The following is a 19283-nucleotide window of genomic DNA, read 5'->3' as shown; positions in this document are numbered from 1 at the left end:
CGCGGGGGTCACACCAGGCGGCGGGCCGCCGCCCAGCGGGTCAGCTCGTGGCGGTTGGAGAGCTGGAGCTTGCGCAGCACGGCCGAGACATGGCTCTCCACCGTCTTCACCGAGATGAACAGCTCCTTGCCCACCTCCTTGTACGCGTAGCCCCTGGCGATCAGCCGCAGCACCTCGCGCTCCCGCTGGGTGAGCCGGTCCAGGTCCTCGTCCACGGGGGCCGCGTCGGACGAGGCGAACGCGTCGAGCACGAAGCCCGCGAGGCGCGGCGAGAACACCGCGTCCCCGTCCGCGACCCGGAAGATCGCGTCCACCAGGTCGGCCCCGGTGATCGTCTTGGTGACATAGCCCCGCGCGCCGCCGCGGATCACGCCGATCACGTCCTCCGCCGCGTCCGACACGGAGAGCGCGAGGAAACGCACCGGGTGGTCCGTCGCCGACATCAGCGGGGCGCTGCGCCGCAGCACCTCCACGCCGCCGCCGCCCGGCAGGTGCACGTCGAGCAGCACCACATCGGGGCGCGCGGCCTTGATCACGGTCACCGCCTGGTCGACGTCGCCCGCCTCGCCGACGACCTCGACCCCGGTCTCCTCGGTGCGGCCGATCTCCGCCCGCACCCCGGCGCGGAACATCCGGTGGTCGTCCACCAGCACCACCCGGGCCAGGGGCCGGTCCGCCCCGCCGCGTGAACCCTGCCCGTTCGTCATTCCGATCGCTCCATCGTCAGCTCGACCTCCGTGCCCTCGCCCGGTGTGGACCGGACCCGCGCCCTGCCGCCGTTGCGCTGCATCCGGCCGATGATGGACTCGCGCACGCCCATCCGGTCGTCAGGGACCGCGTCCGGGTCGAACCCCGGGCCGCGGTCGCGCACCGACACGAAGACGGTACGCCCCTCGACCTCGGCGAACACCCGTACGGGACCGCCCTCTCCACCGTACTTGGCGGCGTTGACCATCGCCTCGCGCGCGGCCTGGAGCAGGGAGAGCAGCGGCTCGTCGAGCGGGCAGTCCCCGACGCACACCACCTCGATGGGCACCCCGTGGTGGTCCTCCACCTCGGCGACCGTGCTCCGCACCGACTCGGCGAACGTGCCCGGCTCGTCGTCCTCGTCGGGCTGCGCCTGGCGCTCCGCCGACTTGTACAGCCATGCGCGCAGGTCGCGCTCCTGGGCGCGGGCGAGCCTGGCGACCTCGCGGGGCCGCTCGGCGTTCCGCTGGATCAGCGTGAGGGTGTGCAGCACCGAGTCGTGGATGTGCGCGGCGACCTCGGCGCGCTCCTGGGCGCGGATGCGCATCGTGCGCTCCTCGCTGAGGTCCTGCACCATCCGCACCACATACGGGCCGACCATCAGCGCGAGCCCGACGAGCAGCGCCACCGACGCCTGGGCGACCAGCGCCAGCCCCTTGCCGTCGCCCGAGGCGCTGCGCCCCACGACGAACGCGCCCACCCCGCCGCACACGAGCGCGACGCCCGCGCCGGTGCGCGCCAGGGGGAGCCAGCGGCTGCGCCGGGTCGCCTCGGCCCAGTGCGCGCGCCGGGAGTTGTCCGCCTGGCGCCAGACCACGGCCGCGCCGACGCCGATGATCAGCATCGGCCACAGATAGCCGCCGCGTATCGGGAACTGGACGTTCGCGGCCAGCACGCCGAGCGTCGCCGCGCACACCAGGCCCGCGATCAACTGCCCCCGGTCGGGCCGCTGGAACAGCCGCCTGCGCGGCGCCACCGGCTTGGCCGCCGCCGCGCCCAGCGGGACGACGAACCAGAAGATGCCGTACAGCAGCACGCCCAGGCCGTTCGACAGGAGCAGGCCGATGAAGAAGATCCGCACCCAGGAGACGGGCAGGGCCAGATGACCGGCCAGGCCCTGGGCCACCCCGCCGAGCCAGCGGCCCTCGGCGCTCCGGTACAGCTTCCGCACCGGGGCCTCGTCCAGGCCCGCGCCTGCGGGGGTGGCGGTCGTCATGCCTCGATCGTCACACGAACGGCGTCAAGGCGGCATCAGGGGTGCCCCCCGAGGCGGCTCAGGGATTCCTCCGGGGCCACCCCGGATCCGGGCGTGGCGCGGCTGCGTCACCATGGGGGGATGACCGACGACTCCGCGACCGAGGCGCCCCCGCGGCCCTTCGCGCCCCCGGAGCCCCAGGGAGGGCGCGAGCCGGGGCCCGAGGGCGGCCAGCTGACCCGAAGCCGCCGCCACAAGGTGATCGGCGGCGTGTGCGGGGGGTTCGGCCGGTATTACAACCTCGACCCGGTCATCGTCAGGGTGCCGCTCGCGGTGCTCTCGGTCATCGGGGGCGTGGGCTTCGTGGCGTACGGGGTGGCGTGGCTGCTCATCCCGTTCGAGAAGGAGGAGGAGAACGAGGGCCGCCGCATGCTCTCGGGGCGCGTGGAGGGCCCCGGGCTCACGGCCCTGCTGTTCATCGTCGCCGGGTGCGGGCTCCTGCTCGCCTCGCTCGGCCGCCGCAGCTCGGGCACGTGGTTCTCGGTGATGCTGCTCGGCGCGGTGGCCGGGGTCGGGCTGTGGCAGCGCCGACGCGACGCGACGCGCAGCGCGCGGGCCGCGGGCGCGCCCGTGGACGAGGCGACCGCGCAGGTCGTCGCCGAGGCGCCGCCCGAGGCGCACGCCCCGCCCGCCCCGCACGGGCCCGCGTGGTGGCACGGCCCCGGGGCGCCTGGCGGCCCCCGCTATCTGTGGGGTCCGGCCGACGCGTCGCCGGGCGACCTGCTGCCGCCGGGTCCGCCGCCCGGCGTCCCCGACGTCGAACGCCCGCGCGATCCCTGGTCCGTTCCGCCGCCGCGGTCGCCGGTGCCGCCCGGGGAGTGCGAGGCCAGGCTGGGCGGGCCCGTGCTGCTGCTCGCGCTGTGCGCCGCGGTGCTCGGCACGGCCGCCGCGTGGGACCGCGAGCCGCTCGGCACGACGCTGGTCGTCGGACTCGCGTCCGCGCTCGCGGTGTTCGGGGCCGGGCTCGTGCTCAGCGCGTTCTGGGGGCGCCTCGGCGGCGGCACCGTGGTCGCGGTCGTCACGACGGGCGTGCTGCTCGCCGGCGCCTCGGTCCTGCCGGAGAACATCACGACGAGCTGGGCCGACACCCGGTGGAGCCCGGCGACCGCGTCGGCCGTCCGCGACGGGTACGAGCTGGGCTCGGGCACCGCCGTGCTCGACCTGAGCGCGATCGAGCTCGCCCCCGGTGAGGTGCTCGGCACCGGCGTCGAGGCGGGGGCGGGGCAGGTGCGGGTGATCGTGCCGCGCGACGCGGAGGTGACGGTGACCGTGGAGATGGGGATGGGCGCGTTCGACTACGGTCCCCGGCCAGGGGCCTGGCCGGAGGGCGGCTTCCCCGACGAGACGTGGGGCGGCATCGACCAGGAGCGGACGGACACCTATGCCCCGCCGGACGGGGTGACGCCGAGCGGCAGCGTCGAGCTGCGGCTCGGGATGGGACTCGGCGTGCTGGCGGTGGAGCGGGCATGAGGAGGACGACTTCGGGCAGGCCGCACCGCTTCGAGCCCGCGCGTCTCGTGCTCGGGCTCGTCGTGCTGGCCATCGCGGGCCTGCACGTGCTGCGCGCCTCGGGCGAGGCGGACGTTCCGCTGCCGGTGCTGTTCGCGCTGCTGCCGCTCGGGCTCGCGTGCACGGCCGCGGTGGCCGTGGTCGCGCTGACGGCGCGCCGCGCGCGGCGCCGCGCCGTCGAGCGCGGGCGCCCGCGCCCCTAGGGCCTGTCTGACAATCCCCGGCGGGCTCGCGACGACTGGCATCCCGCCTGGCCGCGTTGCCGAATCGCGCGAGTACGGCTGAGTACGAGCTGCGATCCGGCGCCTTGCCAGGCGGGCGCCATCCGCCGCTCGCTGATCCACCGGGAATTATCAGACAGGCCCTAGCCGAACAGCCGCCCGCTCCTGCGCGCCTGCCGCGCCGCGATGACGCGCTCCGCCGCGATCGGGCCCGCGCCCGCGAGCAGCAGCGTCAGGAAGCCGATCAGGAACGGCAGGTCGGAGCCGAAGTAGTACGGGTCGGTGCTCCAGCTGATCGTCAGCCAGAACGCCAGGGCCAGCACCGCGCCGCCCGCCGCCGCCCAGCGCGTGGCCAGGCCGATCAGCACGCAGCCGCCCACCGCGATCTCGGCCGCGGCCGTGCCGTTGACGAAGACGGCCGGGTGGTCGAGGGCCAGATCGGTCAGCCAGCCCGCCGCGGCCTGGTCCCTCGACGCGTCCAGCATCCGCTCCACGGTGTCCGCGGTCATGGTGTCGCTGAACGGGCCCGCGTCCGTGAACTTGTCGACGCCCGCGTAGAGGAACGTCAGGCCGAGGAAGAGCCGCAGCGGCAGCAGCGCGAACCGCGCCGCGCTCTCGCGCAGGCCGCCGCCCGGGCCGCCGGTACCGGGGAGGGGGCCGCGGGCCGCGGGCCCGCCCAGTTGTTGCGTCACAGACATGGCGATGCCGACCTTTCGTATCGGGTGGGGGCCGCTCGGGGGTCGGTGTTGCAGGCCGGACAGTTTGCCACGCCGCGAGGGACGCCAGGGACCGGCCCGGCGTGGGTGCGCCCTTGAACGTCAACATCCGCTCGCCGATGCCCCGTTCGAGCGTGTGAACGTTCGAACGCGTCGGCGTCGCGCACCCGGGGCGGGACCGCCTCATCGGGGACCGCACTCTTGAGATATACCCGCGAACGCCCCGCGCCGCCCGCCGATGAGCGGGCCTTTCCCGGCCGGGGCCCGGCGCGCCCCCCATGGGACGCCGGGCGCCTCCCCGGCCGGGGGCGTTACGCCGGTCGGGTGGCCGCGGCGAACGGCATCGAGTCGACCGGGGCCATGCGGACCGGGGTGCCGGCGCGTGAGGCGTGGATGATCTGGCCGTTGCCCACGTAGAGGCCCACGTGGCTGATCCCCGAGTAGTAGAAGACCAGGTCGCCGGGGGCCAGCTCGGCGCGCGGGACGCGGGTGCCCGTGTCGACCTGGGCGTAGCTCGTGCGCGGCAGCGCGACGCCCGCCGCGCGCCACGCGGCCTGGGTCAGGCCCGAGCAGTCGAACGCGTCGGGGCCCGTGGCGCCCCAGCCGTACGGCTTGCCCAGCTGCGCGTAGGCGTAACTCACCGCGGCCGCGGCCCTGGGGCTGGTCGCGACGGCGGCGCTCGCGGGGGCGACAGGCCCTGACCGCTCCTCGCCGAGCAGCCGCTCGCGCTCCTCGGCGGTCCTGGTGGCCAGCAGCTCCTCCGCCTCGTCGATGCGGTCGTCGATCACCTCGCGCTGCTCGGCCGCGCGCTCGCGCGCCTCGGCCAGCGCCTCGGCGCGGTCCTCGGCCTCCTCGCGCAGCCGCTCGACGGCGCGGACGCGCTGCTCGACGTCGCGCAGGGCCCTGGCCCTGCCGACGTCGCCGCGGTCCACCAGGTCGGCGCGGCGCAGGAAGTCATCGGGGTCGGCGGACAGCGCGAGCTGGAGCGTGGCGGGCAGGCCGCCGGTGCGGTACTCGACGCCCGCCTGGGAGCCGAGCGCGTCGCGCGCCTCGTTCAGCTCGGCGGTGCGGCGGGCGGCGCGGTCGCGCAGGTCGTCGAGGTCAGCCTCGGCGTCATCGGCCGCCTCGGTCGCGGCGTTGAACGCCTCGGTCGCCTCCTCCGCCTCGGCGTGCAGCGCGTCCACGCGCTCCTCGACCTCGGCGAGCGTCGGCTCGGGCTCGGCCAGGGCCGAGCCGTCCAGCATGGTGCCCGACGCGGCGCCCGCCAGGGTCAGCGTGGCGGCGGCGCGGAGGGCGACGGGCATGGGTTTTCGGTGCGTCCGCCGCCAGAGGCGGCTCTTCCGATGCTTGGCCATGGAGGAGGACGCTAGACCGGCCGAGGGACCCCTCACGGCCATCCGATCGGCATTGGCGGCAATCGTCCGCATCACGGCGACCGGTGACCGTTTGCCCGCGCACGTCATGGCGCAGAGTGATCGCTCGTGTCGTTTCGGCGAGCTAAGGGGCCGACTCGATCAACTGGTCGAGCAGCTCCCTGAACTCGTCGACGGGCCTGGCGCCCTCGATCGCCTGCCCGTTGATCATGAACGACGGGGTGCTGGTGACCCCCAGGTCGAACCCCTCGTCGGCGTCCCGCTGGATCGCGTCGAACGCCTCGTCCGACTCCATGTCCGCCGCGAACCGCTCCACGTCGGCCACCCCGGCCTCCTCGGCCAGCGCCCGCGCGCCTTCCTCGTCGAACCGCCCGCTGCCCTGGTGGAACTCCTCGGCGAGCGCGGCCGCGTAGAACTCCCAGAAACGTCCCTGCTGCCCCGCCGCCCACGCCGCGCGCGCCGCGGAGTCGGACTCGGGCCCGTTGATCGGATAGTTGCGGAACTCGATCCGCACCTCGCCGCTCTCCACGTACTCCGCCACCAGCGCGTCATGCGTCTCACGGGCGTGGATGCCGCTGAACGCGTCCTGGAAGTCCACGTACTCGATCATCACGACCGGCGCGTCCGCCTCGCCGAGCGCCAGCGGGTCGTCGGCGTCCCTGCGGGCCACGTCGAGCGCGGGGTGGTCCGACGGCAGCGGCTGCACCGACCCGTCGCCCTCGCCGTCCGCGCCCCCGTCGCCGCCGCCCGAGAGCGCCGAGAGGCCGCCCACCGCCAGCACGCACACGAGGAACGCCGCGATCAGCGCCGCCGTGAGCCGCCGGAGCGCGCTCCGGCGCCCACGCGCCTCGGGCCGCGCCGGCTCGCGCGGCTTCTGCTTGGGCTTCCTGGTCCGTGAGACAGGCATACCGCCAGCCTAGGGCCTGTCTGATAATCCCCGGTGGATCAGCGAGCGGCGGATGGCGCCCGCCTGGCAAGGCGCCGGATCGCAGCTCGTACGGTGGGGGCACCTCCCGGACGGAGTCCGGGGGACGTACTCGCGCGATTCGGCAACGCGGCCAGGCGGGATGCCAGTCGTCGCGAGCCCGCCGGGGATTGTCAGACAGGCCCTACGGCCTTCGGAATCGAACGACCTGGCCCGTCGGCCGCAGCGGCGGCCGACGGGCCGGGGAGGCCGTCCCGCCCCAAGGGCGGGGGGCGGAACGGCCCGTGCGGGGGCGGTCAGCCGACGTCGCAGGCGCCGCCGTTCAGCGTGAACGCGTCCGGATCCCCGACCGACCCCGAGGCCGTGCCCTGGAAGCCGAATGTCACCGAGCCGCCGGGCGGCACCGTGCGGTTCCACGCCGCGGGCCGCGCGACCACGTCACGGCCGCTCTGGGTGACCGAGGCGTTCCACGCGTTGGTGATCCGCTGGCTGTCGTCGAACGACCACGACAGCTCCCACGGGCTGATCGGGGTCTCGCCCGTGTTGCCGACGCGCACCTCGGACGTGAAGCCGCCGTTCCACCGGTTCGAGGTATACGACACCTCGCAGACCGAGGGCTCGCCGGTGCCCGGCCCCTCGCCGCCGCCCGCGCCCAGGTCGTCGACGTAGGACGCGAGCCACGCGAGCGGGGCGTTCCAGTTGATGGTGACCTCGTTGGTCGCGTACGACTCGATGTGGTCGACGTAGCACATCGCCGGGGCGCAGCCCTCGAGCAGGTCCGACGCGATCGGGTCCTCGAGGTTGGCGTTCGGGCCGCCCGCCACCGAGCCCGCGGGCGGGTTGGGCAGCGTGGCGTCGAGCTGGTTCGCCCAGTGCCTGTGGTGCTGGTTCTCCGCGTACCGCTCGCCGTAGCCGGTGACATAGGAGAGGTTCAGGGGGTTCTGGCCCAGCAGGTAGTTCATCCCGCTGAGCACGCCGTCCCGGTACGCGCTCTCGCCGGTCAGGTCATGGGCGGTGGCCAGCACGACCATGTTGTTCATGACCTGGCTGTTGGAGCCCCACACAAAGTTCTCGTCCGGCAGCGGCACGCCGTAGGCGCCCGCGGCGACCGTCGCGTTGATCCCGTCGGCGGCCTCGGTGACCAGCCCCCTGAACTCCGCGCGCCGCGCGTCGCTCAGCCCGCTGTCCACCGTGGCCAGGCTCAACGCGCCGAGCGCCGCCGTCGAGCCCCAGCCGAAGCCGCCGGGCGGGAAGATCGCCTCCGCGTCGCCGTGCAGCTCCGAGCCCGTCACATCCGCCAGGTAGGCGTCGTCGCCGGTCGTGATGTACAGCTCGGCGGCGGCCCAGTAGAACTCGTCCGTCACGTCGTTGTCGCTGTACGCGCCGCCGCCCGTGCCGTCGAGCGGGTCCGCGTACAGGTCCGGGTTGGCCCGCGCCGCCTCGTACGCCGTCGTCGCCGCGGCCAGCAGCTCGGCCGCGTAGTCCGCGTCGTACGCCTCGAACAGCCGCGCGCCCTGCGCCGCGGCCGCCGCCAGGTTGAGCGTCGCCGCCGTGGACGGCGGGTGCAGCTCGCGCGGCTGGGAGTCCTCGTGCGGCAGCAGCGGCAGCCCGGTCCACTGCGCGTCGTGCAGCTTGTGGTGCGCCATGCCCGCGAGCTCCTCGCCCGCGGGGACCTGCATCGCCGTCAGGAAGTCCAGCTGCCAGCGCGCCTCGTCGAGGATGTCGGGAACGCCGTTGCCCTGCTCGGGAACGGCGAGCGCGCCGTCGCCCAGCTCGTCGCCGCCCGTGCCCTCGGTGGTCAGCGTGCGCTCGTAGTTCGAGAGCACCTGCGCCGCGGCGATCCCGCCGTTGACGACGTACTTGCCGTGGTCGCCCGCGTCGTACCAGCCGCCCGCCGCGTCCAGGGTGTAGTCGCACGGGTCCTGGGCCCAGCAGGTGACGCCGTCGTCGCCCTGGTTGGGCGCGACGTTGACGTGCCCGGCCGGGCGCGCGTACTCCTCGCCCACCAGGTCCGCGTCGATCTCGATGCCGCTGCGGTTGTGGTAGAAGTACGCCAGCGCGTCGGTCCGCAGCGTGTCGTACAGCTCGCCGCCGATCGAGAACGGCTCGCTCGTCTCCTCGCCGATCGTGACCGTGTAACCCTCGCCCTCGGTCGTCACCTCGCTGAAGTCGAACGTGTGGACGTTCTCCGCGGAGATCGCGTCCACGCCCCGCGGCTCGGTCGTGCCGCTGGCGACCTCGGCGCCCGCCGCGTCGTTGAGCGTCCAGGGCAGCGCCTCGGTGGCCTCGGTGACGAACGTCCCCGCCTTGGGGCCCTCGGTGAGGTAGCCGACCTGGTTGACGCGGACGGGGGAGCCGGTGTCCGGCTCGTAGACAGGGGGCTCGGCGCCGCCGGTCAGGGAGACGTCGTCAAGGCAGAACGTGACGGGGTCGTCGCCCCCGCCCACCTGGAACGCCAGCTGCGCGGCCGCGTGGTCCGTGCTCGCCGTGAAGACGTGGGTGAACGTCTCGGCGGTCTCGGACACCGGGTCGGCCGACGAGTGCTCGGAGACCCAGGGGTCCACCGCCTGCTGGACGTTGGTGCGCACGGTCAGCGGCGCGGTCGAGGTGGCGGTGAAGCTCAGCTCGTAGGACTCGCCCTCGGCGAGCGCGATGCCGTCCTGCCCGACGATGGCGTCCCACGGGTTGACGGTGCCGCCGGGCACCTCGGAGCACAGGCGGCCCTCGACGTTGGCGCTCGGGGCGTTCTCCGTCCACCACCACGGGTCGGTGCCCGAGGCGAAGTCGCCGTTGTCGATGATGTTGGTGGGCTGGGCGGTGGCGGCGGTCGGCGACGAGAGCGAGAGGGCGCCGGCGGCCAGCCCGGCGGCGAGGGTGGCGCCCACGAGTCGCCTGCCGCGTGGGACGCGACCTGGCGCGTGGGGAGGATGGGAAGGACGGTGGGTCACGGCTCGATCCTTCGGACGTCTGGACATGGGCGAGTGGGAGCGCTCCCAGAGCATCGTGGGCGGCTGACAGGACCCCGTCAAGACCCGGGGAGCGGTGGGTATGTGGGCCGCGCGCCCTGCGGCGGCCGGTCCTGGGCCGCGTGCCTGCGCCCGAGGCGGGTTGCGCCGTGGGCCGGAGGGCGCCTCCCCTGCCTCCGGTGGAACGGTCGCCTCGCGGTGGGTGACGGGGAGCCGCCGAATGGGCGTGTGGGCGGCCTGCTCCCCGCCCGCATCTGCGACGCTGCGTCCCCTGTCACCACCTGCGGGAGCGGCCCATGTCTGTGCGATCCGTCTCGTGCCGAGACGCAGTCGACGCACCGTTGTCCGGTGCGAGTCCGGCGCCGTGCGCACCCGTCGACCGCAACCTCCGCCTCGACGGCTTCCGTTACTCGTGCCGGATCGTCGCCCAGCCTTCGGCCCGCGTCCGCCCCGTGGTGATCCTCGGCGGCTCGGAGCAGGACAAGTCCTCGTGGGCCCCGCAGACCAAGCTGCTGTCGTCCCTCGGCACCGTCGTCACGGTCGACCTCCCCGGCTATGGCGACGCGGACTTCCTCCCGGCCCGCCACGGGCCTGACTTCCTCGCCGGGGCCGTCGCGCACATGCTGGGCGAGCTGCGCCTCGAACGCGTCAACCTGGTGGGCGTCTGCTACGGCGGCATGGTCGCGCTGCGTTTCGCGCAGCGGTATCCGCGCTTCCTCGACCGCCTCGCGCTGGTCGGCACGCGGCTGACGATCCCGGCCGCGTTCGCGGAGATGGCCCGGCAGTTCGAGGAGCTGCGCGCCCGGGCGGAGCACGAGCGGATCGCCGCGATCATGGTCGAGACGTTCATGTCGCCGCCGACGCTGGGCCGGGTGCGCAGGCGCGCGGCCGTCTCCCGGCTGCTGTACCGGCAGTTCCTCAGGCGCGCCACGCAGGAGGCGGAGGCGGCCGTCGAGAACATCGCCCGCCTGCTCGGCCACGACGTCTACCGCCCGTTGCCCGTGCCCGACGTCCCGATGCTCGCGGTCACCGGGGAGTTCGACACCCTGTGCGCGCCGTCCACCGTGCGCGAGGTCGCGGGCCTCTTCCCCTCGGCCTCCTTCACCACGGTGAGGGAGGCGGACCACCTGATGCCCCTCGAACGGCCCGCGGAGTTCGCCGACTTGATCGGGCGCTTCTGCGCGGGGCGGCTGGGCGATGGGCTGCCCTACTGCAACGCGGTGGAGCGGCACTGAGCCCTGCCCCGGCGGCCTTCTTCGGGCCGTCCCACCCGCCGTACGTGGTGCGATCCGGCCCTCCCGGGCCCCCGGCGTGGGTGCGCGACGACCGCGCCGAGGCGTGCGGGCGTTGTACGGCGGTGGGTGGCCGGGGCGTTCGACCGCGTGGTCGTGTGGCGCGTCTCAGTGGGTCTCCGTTGCGAGGTCTACGGGTGTGAAGGTCTCCAGCCGCGTGATCAACGAGTGGGCGCGCAGCCAGCGCGGGCGCCCGTCGTCGAACGCCACCCCCGCCGCGTCGGCCACGACGGGCAGGGGGAAGCCGGGGCGATGGAGCGTGCCCCACACACCGGCCAGGTAGAACTCTCGTACGCGCAGGGCCACATACCGCTGGCTCAGGTGGGGACAGAGACGAACGGACTTCGCGGCGCACGGCAGGCACAGCGGGGGGTGAGAGGTGAGCAGGTCCTCGGGCCAGGATGCCGGATCCCGCGGATCCTCGCCGAGGAGCCAGAGGACGCCGTCGTCGTTGTGGTCGGCGCGTCCTCCGCAGACCTGGCAAAGGAGCCGCGTCATGGCGCGTCGTTGGCGCAGCCCGTTGGGGCGTCTGGGCGGTACCGTTGAGAACGCCCAAACGTCCCTTGGGGATGCCTTGAGCAGTTCCTTGCGCACTGCTACGGCTGACGCCGGGCTTTCCCCACGGCAGTTGGCCACGCGGGTGGGAGTCTCGGGGAAGACGGTCGAACGGTGGATCGCCGACGACGAGTTGGTCCCGCACGCGCGAAACCGAGAGGACGCCGCAGCGGCGTTGGGAGCTGAGGCACAGATGTTGTGGCCCAAGGCCGTGAGGAACAGCTTCAAGGTCGGGACGGACCGGAGAGCTTGTCCGGAGTTACCCGTACCGCTCCGCCTGCCCTTCCTCCGTGTGGGGAGAGCTGACCCGGGGCGCCGCCGAGAGCATCACCCTGGCCGGGTACACCAACTACTTTCTGTGGCTGGATCAGCCCGCCTACGTCGACGCCTTGCGACGCAAAGCGGAGATGGGTTGCCGTATCAGGTTCCTGATCGGCGATCCGGAAGGAGACGTGACGCGTCAGCGGGAGAGCATCGAGAACGTTGCGTTGTCGGTCTTCCGCTTCGACCGGGAGGCGCTGGTCACGCCGCACCTGGCCCGAGGGGTCGGCCATGACTCCCCGATGCTGCGTCTGCGCCGGTGCGGGGATGGAGGGCTGTTCGACCGGTTCGCGGAGCACGTCGAAGAACTCTGGGAAAGAGGCCGCGGCGTCTGACGCCGACCGTCCGTGAGCGACGGCGGCGCGCGCCATCGTTCAGCGGCACGCGGTGCGGGCCAGGTGGGCGGGGCGATGGGGTCGGCCGGGCTGAACATTGGTCCATCGGCGGGGGATCTGGGCCCCGGGTGGGTGAAGGGGGCCTTTTCGATGCGGGGTTCGCGGGGTGGCCGCTGGAACCTTCCCTGCATGAATCCCACCCTCCACAAGAGCACGAACCTCGCCGCGACCGCGGGCCTCGGCGTCGCGCTGGCCGTGATGTGCGTCGGGCCCGCGGTGGCCAACGGTCACGGCGACAAGGGCGAGCCGGGCAAGGGCGGCGAGCCGGGCGCCGCGCACGGCTGCCTCCACAAGAGCGGCGCCCGGGCCGCAGGGGCGCCGCGGGCTCGCCCGGCCTGGTGTCGGGCAACCTCGTTCAGATCCCGGTCGATGTGCCGATCAACCTGTGCGGCAACAGCCTCAACGTGATCGGGTTCGGCAACGCGGTGTTCGGCAACTGAACGTTCTCGCAGCGCTGACCCCGACGTCGGCCCCCGTCGCCCTTCCGGCGGCGGGGGCCTTCGGCTACGCCCGGGTCCACGCACGCACTTACGCGACCGGGCTCGGCGGGGTCTGCTGGCGGGAGCGGTAGATGTCGATCTTCCCGCGGATCTGCGTCTGTTGCTCGCGCAGCCGCGCTATCCGTTCCTCGATGCGCGCGTCGTGCCCCTCGAGGACGGCGAGCCGTTCGGGCACGGTCGCCTCGCTGTCCCGGGTGAGCCGGGCGAACCGGATCATCTCGGCGATCGGCATGCCCGTGTCCCGCAGGCAGCGCAACAGGCGCAGCCACCCCAGGTCGTTGTCGCTGTACCGGCGGCGGCCACCGGCGGTCCGGTCGATGGAGTGGAGCAGGCCGATCCGTTCGTAGTAGCGGAGCGTGTCCAGGCTGAAGCCGGTCTGCTCGGCCGCCTGGCTCGGCGAGTAGAAGCGCATGCCGCAGAGCCTCACACCCGGAGTGGGCTCCAGGTCAAGGCGCGGGACGGGGGCAATGGCAGTACCACGACTGGTACCTGAGCCAGAACAACTGCCTCGTCGCCCGAGGTTACGGGCCGCGCATGAGTACGGGTACTCATGCGGCGGGCGCTTCCCGCGGCGATCCTAGGGACGGATGTATCCCTGGCCTTCAGGAGGTTCGACATGGACGCCTCGACGCGCTCCCTCGGCACGGCGTTCCGCCACTATGTGCTCAACCCGCTGGCCCTCGGCTATCTGGCCTTCGTGGCCGCCGTCGTCGCGTGGGTCGCCGTGGACGCGCTCTTCGTCGCGCACGAGGACGCCAGCCTCGTCGGGGTGTGGGCGTTCGCGGTCACGGCGCCGACCTCGCTGTGGTTCACGTCGCTGTCGGGGCCGCTGCCCTGGGCCGGTGTCGCCGTCGGGGCGTTCGTCCAGGCCGTGTGGCTGGGCGCCGCGTACCGCTGGATCACCGGCCGCCCCCGGCGCCGCTTCGGCACCAGCAACGCCTGACGGCGGGCCAGGACCGGCGCGCCCGCACCACGTGCGTGCCCCGCGTGCCGCGGGCCGCTCCGGCTACGGTGCGGAACATGCGTACCAATTCTTCCCGGGCGCCGATGAGTTCGGCGCCCGAGGGTTCCAGGGTCGCGGCCTATGGCGCGGTCTCCACGGCCCTGTCCCTGCTCGGCGATCGCGCGCTGGCCGAGCGGGTGGACGCGGCCACCCCCTTCGGGGCCGGGATCGGCGGCGCGTCGGCGCTGCTCGACGTCGCGGGGATCCGGGTCTTCGTCAAGCGCGTGCCGCTCACCGACGTCGAGCTCGAGCCGGGGAACGTCAGGTCGACGGCCAACGTGTTCGGGCTCCCGACCTTCTGCCAGTACGGCGTCGGCGGGCCCGGCTTCGGGGCGTGGCGCGAGCTGGCCGTGCACACCATGACGACCAACTGGGTGCTCGCGGGGGACCATGAGGGGTTCCCGCTCATGTACCACTGGCGGGTGCTCCCCGGCTCCTCGTCGCTGCCCGACGAGCTGGCCGACATCGAACGCGTCGTCGCCCACTGGGGCGGCGGAACGTCGGTGCGCCGCCGACTCGAGGCGCTCGAGCGGTCGTCGGCGAGCGTCGCGCTCTTCCTCGAGTACATCCCCGACAACCTCCACCGGTGGCTGGACACCCAGGTCAAGGCGGGCGACGAGGCGGCCGACGTGGCCTGCGCCATGGTGGAGCGCGAGCTGGAAGCGGGGGTCTCGTTCATGAACGGCCGCGGGCTCCTGCACTTCGACGCCCACTTCGAGAACATCCTCACGGACGGGCGGCGCCTCTTCTTCGGCGACTACGGCCTCTCGCTCTCCGACCGGTTCGAACTGTCGCCCGACGAGGCCGACTTCTTCCGCCGTCACCGGACCTATGACCGCTGCTACACCTCGAACCACCTGGTGATCTGGCTGGTCACCGCCCTGTACGGGCTGTGGGGCGAGGAACGCGCGGCGTTCGTGCGGGCCTGCGCCGAGGGCGAGCGGCCCACGGGGATCCCCGGGGGCGCCGCCGGGATCATCGCCCGCCACGCCCCGGTCGCCACGGAGATGACGGAGTTCCTGCGCGCGCTCCAGCAGGACAGCACGCGGACCCCGTACCCGCTGGAGGCGGACTGCCCTGTCCTTGATGCCCCCTAGGCTGTGCGCGTACAACCATCGACGAGGGGAATTCATGCGTAGGTCAATACGGCTCGCCCTGCCCGCGGTGGCGGCGGTGACGTTGCTCGTCGGCGCCTGTAGCAGCGACGACGGCGACGAGGAGACCACCACCGAGGGGCAGTCCGAGGAGCAGGGTGGCGCCGGGGAAGAGGAAGGAGACGAGGGGGGCGCGACCGGCGGCGAGGACGACGCGGCCGGTGGCGGCGACCCCGAGGGCAACTGGCTCACGTCGGCGGGGAACGCACTCAGCGTCTTCGCCGGGCAGGTCGCCTACATGGAGGCCGCGTCCGGCGCCGTGTGCAGCGGCACGATCGAGGGCGACGCGCTCGCCCTGACCTGCGAGCCCGCCGACGCGGCCTGGACCGAGGGCACGGTCGCCGTCGAGGGTGATCAGCTCAACGTCACGTGGGGCGACGGCACCGAGGAGAGCTTCGAGCGACTCACCGACGGGCTCCCTGACATGCCGGAGATCCCGGAGCTGCCCGACATGCCGGAGATCCCCGAGGTCCCCGAGATCCCGGACCTGTAAGGGACGTTGGGGGGCAGCCGCCTCCCGCTTCCGGCGCCCCGCGCCGCGTCGGCCCCCCGAGGAGGCGACCGACCCCGGCGCGGGGCGCCGACGCCTGTCCGGCCGGTCGCGCGGCCCGCCGAGCGGTCGGCCCGCTCGGTCGGCCCGCACCGCGAACTCCCCGCCCGTCCACGTGTCCAAGGTCACGGAATGATTGCGCGCAGATCGCACATCGGCCTTCACAAGACCCCCTTCGAGTGGTTAGCGTGCAGCGCCAGGTGGTGTGCGCCGGGTGGTGCACGCACCGGAGCACTCCGGAGGAGAGGACACGGCCTTGGCCTCGCACCGCAAGCCGCGCGTCGGCATCCTGGACTCAACGACGGCCCGCCGCGGGGCCGTTGGCGTCGGGGCCTTCGCCCTGGCCTCCGCCACCCTGCTCGGCTCGTCGACCGCGTCGGCCGATGACGAGGACACCCCTGAGATCGAGGAGCAGCGCGACCGCGCCCAGTCGGCGCGCGAGCGGGCCCTCGCGGTGCGCGAGGAGGTCGACGCGCTCTACCAGGAGGCGGGCCTGGCCACGCAGGAGTACAACGCCGCCGAGGAGGCCTCCGAGGAGCAGCGGGACCGGGCCGACGCCGCGATGGACGAGGCCGCCGCCGCCACCGACCGGGTCAACGACGCGCGCCGCACGCTCGGCGCCTACGCCGCCGCCCAGTACCGCACGGGCGCGGGCGGCATGCCCGACACGGCCGCGCTGCTGCTCGCCGAGGACTTCCGCAGCTTCTTCACCACCCAGCACGCCCTCGAACGGCTCGGCGACGCGCAGCAGCACGCGCTCGACGACTTCGCCGACCGGGAGGCCGAGGCCGAGGAGCAGCGCGCGGCCGCCACCGCCGAGCTCACCGAACTGGAGTCGGCCGAGAACGAGTTGGCGGAGGAGAAGGAACGCGTCCAGGAGAAGCTCGCCGAGGCGCGCACCCTGCTCGACCAGCTGACCACCGAGGAGCAGGCCGAGCTCGACGAGCTCGAGCGCCTGGAGCGCGAGGAGGCCGAACGCCTCGCCGAGCAGGCGCGCCAGGAGCGGGAGGAGCGCGAGGCCCGCGAACGCGCCGAGCGCGAGGCGGAGGAAGCCGCGCGCGAGGAGGCGGCGCGCGAGGAGGCGGCGCGCGAGGAGGCCGACACGCCCCCGCCCCCTTCGGACGGTGGCTCGGACGCGAGCCAGGCGGACGCGGCGATCGCGTTCGCGGAGGCGCAGCTCGGCAAGCCGTATGTGTGGGGCGCCACCGGGCCCAACTCCTACGACTGCTCCGGGCTCACGCAGGCCGCGTGGCGCGAGGCGGGCGTGGAGATACCGCGCGTCACGTTCGACCAGGTGACGTTCGGCACCCCGGTCACGCGTGACGCGCTGCAACCCGGCGACCTGGTCTTCTTCTACGACGACATCAGCCACGTCGGCCTCTACATCGGCAACGGCACGATGATCCACGCGCCGAAGCCCGGCGATGTCGTGAAGTATGACGCGATCGACATCATGCCCTGGCACAGCGCGATCCGCCCCGCGTGAGGCGGATCGCCGCGCGGCCATGCGTCGCGGCCCTCAGTGGTGACCGGCGCCCAGCTCGATGAGCAGGACGCCCGCGCCGATCAGCGCGATGCCGAGGGCCATGACGCGGGTGAGCGGCTCGTCGAACAGGACGCGTGAGGCGAGCGCCGTGAGCGCGACGCCCGCGGCGGCCCAGATGCCATAGGCGACGCCCAGCGCGAGACCGGCGTCGAGGGCGAGGGCGAGAAAGCTGAACGCGACCGGGTAGCCGATGCCCACGGCGACGAACCACCGCCTGTCGCCGCCGGGTTGGGAGGCCATCCGCAGCGAGAGGGTGGCGGCGACCTCGCTGAGGATCGCGCCCGCGAGGAGGATCCAGGTCATGGTGTCGGTCCTTCCCGACGGGCCTCGCGGGCCTGAGCGGCCCGGGCGGCCTGTGCGGCCTGTGAGCCGAGCTCGACGCACAGGACGCCGCCTATGACGAGCGCGATGCCGAGGCCCATGGTGGCGGTGAGCGCGTCGCCGAAGAACACGGTCGCCAGCACGGCGGTGAGCGCGACGCCCGACGCGCCCCAGATCCCGTAGGCGACGCCGATGCCCATGCCGGTGCGCAGCAGGAGGCTCAGCGCGACGAACGAGGCGAGGTAGCCGACCGCCACGACCGCGTACCAGGCCGCGTGGTCGAGGGCGGCCCGCAGCGAGAGGGTGGCGGTGACCTCGCACGCGATCGCCGCGCACAGCAGCAGCCACTTGGTCACGGCGCCGTCTCCTGCCTCAGCAGGTCACGCGCCACGGCCACGAGGGCGGCGCGGTCCCGCTCGGCGGCGGGGAAGACGCCCGTTGCGGCGGCCGTCCAGTACCCGTCGGCCAGCAGCCGGGCGGCGACGAGCCTGCCCCGCACCGGCTCGGGCAGGTCGTCGGGAACGGTGAGCCAGGGGTCGAGGCGGCGGATCCAGGTCGCGGTGTAGGCGTCGCGGTAGGCGGCGTCGGAGTAGATCGCGAAGTCCGCGCGGTCGAACGACTCGGTGAGCGCCACCTCGACATAGGCGCTGATGCGCTGGAACGGGGTGGCGGCCTCGGCCGGTTGCCCCGCGCGATCGATCAGGAGCCGTTCCCACTGCGCGGCGGCGTGATCGACAACGGCCAGCATCAGCGCGTCCTTGGTCGGAAAGTGATACATCAGCCCGGGCTTGGTCAGCCCGACGCGCTTGGCCGTCGCCTCGAGGGTGATCGCCCCACCGCCCTCGGCGCGCAGCAGATCGAGGGCGCCTTCGAGGATGCGGAGCTTGGTGTCGGTCGCCATGGGTCCACTTTACCAACCGGAAGGTAAAGTCCCTGCGGGGCTTCGCGGGGCGGCGGACGGGAGGGCGTCCGGTGGCCGCCCGGGGCCTCAACGATCCAGCGTGCCGAGAAAGTCCAGCAGCGCGGCGTTGAACGTGGCCGGGCGTTCCGCGCCGGGGAGGTGTCCGGCGCGTGGGATCACCGTGAGCGTCGAGCGCGGGATCAGCGCGTGCATCTCGCGCGCCGTGGCCACCGGCGTGAACGCGTCGTCCGCCCCGACCACGATCAGCGTCGGCACCCGCACGGCGGTCAACGTGGCGCGGTGGTCCGGGCGTTGGGCCCGGCCCCGGAGCGCGGCCGCCGCGCCCCTCGGGTCCGTGGCGCGCATCATGGCCATGACCCGCGCGGCCACGTCGGGCAGCTCGGCGACGTTGTACGGGGTCAGCATCCGGTCGATGACCTCGGCCGCGTAGCCGTCCATGCCCTCGGCGAGCAGCCGGTCGGCCATCGCCTCGCGCGCCCCCCTGCCCTCCTCCGTCTCGGCGGCGAACGACGTGTCCGACAGCACGAGGGCGCGCACGCGCGCCGGGTGCCGCAGCTGGATCTCCATGGTGATCTGGCCGCCCATCGACACCCCGCCCACCACGGCCTGTGCGACGTCCAGGTGGTCGAGCAGGGCGGCGATGTCGTCGGCGAAGTCGGCCAGCGGGACGGTTCCTGGCGTCACCCCGCTCGCGCCGTAGCCGCGCAGGTCGGGCACGATCGCCCGATACCCGGCGGCGACCAGCGCGTCCACCTGGGGCGCCCACAGCGTTCGGTCGAACGGGTGTCCGTGCACGAGCACCACGGGCGGCCCGTCCCCGGGGCCGAGGTCGTCATAGCGGATCGTGACATCGCGAAGGTCCAGGCTGCGGCTGCTCATGAGCCCGACCCTAGTAGTGCTTGGTCAGGTTGGTATGGGTGTGGGTATGTCACGGTGACAGGTGGGGCAGGCGCCGGTCCAGACCGCGAGGAGCGTCTGCAACTCGCGGATGACCTGGTAGAGGCTCAGGCTG

The 19283-nt window shown here is 73.6% G+C and carries 21 protein-coding genes; 9 read left to right on the top strand and 12 right to left on the bottom strand.

What is annotated here, in order from left to right; translation table 11 throughout:
- Nucleotides 1-8: 8 nt before the first annotated feature.
- A complete protein-coding gene (locus D7318_RS18070; protein WP_120698162.1) occupies nucleotides 9-707 on the bottom strand; it encodes a LuxR C-terminal-related transcriptional regulator in 699 nt (232 codons plus the stop codon).
- Entirely contained in the window at nucleotides 704-1963 is a 1260-nt protein-coding gene (locus D7318_RS18065) for a PspC domain-containing protein (RefSeq protein WP_120698161.1), read from the bottom strand. The genes D7318_RS18070 and D7318_RS18065 overlap by 4 nt, the downstream gene beginning before the upstream one ends.
- A 120-nt stretch (nucleotides 1964-2083) precedes the next feature.
- On the opposite strand from D7318_RS18065, the gene D7318_RS18060 reads away from it, so the two are divergent.
- Together D7318_RS18060 and D7318_RS18055 are read left to right on the top strand one after the other, a co-directional pair.
- Nucleotides 2084-3472 (top strand): PspC domain-containing protein, encoded by a 1389-nt coding sequence (locus tag D7318_RS18060; protein ID WP_120698160.1) that lies wholly within the window; start codon nucleotides 2084-2086, stop codon nucleotides 3470-3472.
- Nucleotides 3469-3714: a hypothetical protein gene (locus D7318_RS18055; protein WP_120698159.1), complete on the top strand. Its 246-nt coding sequence runs from the start codon at nucleotides 3469-3471 to the stop codon at nucleotides 3712-3714. Before D7318_RS18060 ends, D7318_RS18055 begins: the two co-directional genes overlap by 4 nt.
- 161 nt (nucleotides 3715-3875) lie before the next feature.
- Here D7318_RS18055 and D7318_RS18050 read toward each other — a convergent pair whose 3' ends face one another.
- The 4 genes from D7318_RS18050 to D7318_RS18035 all read right to left on the bottom strand — a co-directional run bounded on the left by D7318_RS18050 (nucleotide 3876) and on the right by D7318_RS18035 (nucleotide 9631).
- Nucleotides 3876-4430 carry a DoxX family membrane protein gene (locus D7318_RS18050; RefSeq protein ID WP_120698158.1) on the bottom strand — a complete coding sequence of 185 codons (555 nt, stop codon included), beginning with the start codon at nucleotides 4428-4430 and terminating at the stop codon, nucleotides 3876-3878.
- Nucleotides 4431-4759: 329 nt separating this feature from the next.
- Entirely contained in the window at nucleotides 4760-5803 is a 1044-nt protein-coding gene (locus tag D7318_RS18045; RefSeq protein WP_120698157.1) for a C40 family peptidase, read from the bottom strand.
- Between the two features lie 142 nt (nucleotides 5804-5945).
- Nucleotides 5946-6728, bottom strand: coding sequence for a DsbA family protein (locus tag D7318_RS18040; RefSeq protein WP_120698156.1), 783 nt, complete (start codon nucleotides 6726-6728; stop codon nucleotides 5946-5948).
- 314 nt (nucleotides 6729-7042) lie between these two features.
- On the bottom strand, nucleotides 7043-9631 hold the full coding sequence (locus D7318_RS18035; protein ID WP_408055504.1) for a glycoside hydrolase family 9 protein: 2589 nt from the start codon (nucleotides 9629-9631) through the stop codon (nucleotides 7043-7045).
- 422 nt (nucleotides 9632-10053) lie between these two features.
- Between D7318_RS18035 and D7318_RS18030 the strand changes: the two genes are divergently transcribed.
- On the top strand, nucleotides 10054-10947 hold the full coding sequence (locus D7318_RS18030; RefSeq protein WP_230423856.1) for an alpha/beta fold hydrolase: 894 nt from the start codon (nucleotides 10054-10056) through the stop codon (nucleotides 10945-10947).
- 165 nt (nucleotides 10948-11112) lie between these two features.
- Here D7318_RS18030 and D7318_RS18025 read toward each other — a convergent pair whose 3' ends face one another.
- Nucleotides 11113-11502 (bottom strand): hypothetical protein, encoded by a 390-nt coding sequence (locus D7318_RS18025; RefSeq protein WP_120698153.1) that lies wholly within the window; start codon nucleotides 11500-11502, stop codon nucleotides 11113-11115.
- A gap of 347 nt (nucleotides 11503-11849) precedes the next feature.
- On the opposite strand from D7318_RS18025, the gene D7318_RS18020 reads away from it, so the two are divergent.
- Nucleotides 11850-12215 (top strand): hypothetical protein, encoded by a 366-nt coding sequence (locus D7318_RS18020; protein ID WP_230423854.1) that lies wholly within the window; start codon nucleotides 11850-11852, stop codon nucleotides 12213-12215.
- Nucleotides 12140-12715, top strand: coding sequence for a chaplin (locus D7318_RS34970; protein ID WP_408055503.1), 576 nt, complete (start codon nucleotides 12140-12142; stop codon nucleotides 12713-12715). Before D7318_RS18020 ends, D7318_RS34970 begins: the two co-directional genes overlap by 76 nt.
- An 88-nt stretch (nucleotides 12716-12803) precedes the next feature.
- Here the strand turns inward: D7318_RS34970 and D7318_RS18010 are convergent, their stop codons facing one another.
- On the bottom strand, nucleotides 12804-13187 hold the full coding sequence (locus D7318_RS18010) for a MerR family transcriptional regulator (protein ID WP_120698152.1): 384 nt from the start codon (nucleotides 13185-13187) through the stop codon (nucleotides 12804-12806).
- Nucleotides 13188-13391: 204 nt separating this feature from the next.
- On the opposite strand from D7318_RS18010, the gene D7318_RS18005 reads away from it, so the two are divergent.
- From D7318_RS18005 to D7318_RS17990, 4 genes are all read left to right on the top strand, one after another.
- A complete protein-coding gene (locus D7318_RS18005; protein WP_120698151.1) occupies nucleotides 13392-13718 on the top strand; it encodes an SCO4225 family membrane protein in 327 nt (108 codons plus the stop codon).
- 77 nt (nucleotides 13719-13795) lie between these two features.
- On the top strand, nucleotides 13796-14875 hold the full coding sequence (locus D7318_RS18000; protein WP_120698150.1) for a protein kinase family protein: 1080 nt from the start codon (nucleotides 13796-13798) through the stop codon (nucleotides 14873-14875).
- Nucleotides 14876-14909: 34 nt separating this feature from the next.
- Nucleotides 14910-15425, top strand: a complete 516-nt coding sequence (locus D7318_RS17995; RefSeq protein WP_120698149.1) for a hypothetical protein — start codon at nucleotides 14910-14912, stop codon at nucleotides 15423-15425.
- A 313-nt stretch (nucleotides 15426-15738) separates the two neighbouring features.
- A complete protein-coding gene (locus D7318_RS17990) occupies nucleotides 15739-16968 on the top strand; it encodes a C40 family peptidase (RefSeq protein ID WP_120698148.1) in 1230 nt (409 codons plus the stop codon).
- Between the two features lie 33 nt (nucleotides 16969-17001).
- Here D7318_RS17990 and D7318_RS17985 read toward each other — a convergent pair whose 3' ends face one another.
- From D7318_RS17985 to D7318_RS17970, 4 genes are all read right to left on the bottom strand, one after another.
- Nucleotides 17002-17331, bottom strand: a complete 330-nt coding sequence (locus D7318_RS17985; protein ID WP_120698147.1) for a DMT family transporter — start codon at nucleotides 17329-17331, stop codon at nucleotides 17002-17004.
- Nucleotides 17328-17705 (bottom strand): DMT family transporter, encoded by a 378-nt coding sequence (locus D7318_RS17980; RefSeq protein ID WP_120698146.1) that lies wholly within the window; start codon nucleotides 17703-17705, stop codon nucleotides 17328-17330. Before D7318_RS17980 ends, D7318_RS17985 begins: the two co-directional genes overlap by 4 nt.
- On the bottom strand, nucleotides 17702-18250 hold the full coding sequence (locus tag D7318_RS17975) for a TetR/AcrR family transcriptional regulator (RefSeq protein WP_120698145.1): 549 nt from the start codon (nucleotides 18248-18250) through the stop codon (nucleotides 17702-17704). Before D7318_RS17975 ends, D7318_RS17980 begins: the two co-directional genes overlap by 4 nt.
- A gap of 87 nt (nucleotides 18251-18337) precedes the next feature.
- Entirely contained in the window at nucleotides 18338-19150 is an 813-nt protein-coding gene (locus D7318_RS17970) for an alpha/beta fold hydrolase (protein ID WP_120698144.1), read from the bottom strand.
- Between the last annotated feature and the right edge of the window lie 133 nt (nucleotides 19151-19283).

Origin of the sequence: Streptomyces radicis (assembly GCF_003626575.1) — a bacterium.
GTDB classification, from domain to species: Bacteria; Actinomycetota; Actinomycetes; order Streptomycetales; family Streptomycetaceae; genus Streptomyces; species Streptomyces radicis.
Note: the sequence above shows the minus strand (reverse complement) of the source record. Positions and strands in the feature narration are given on the sequence as shown.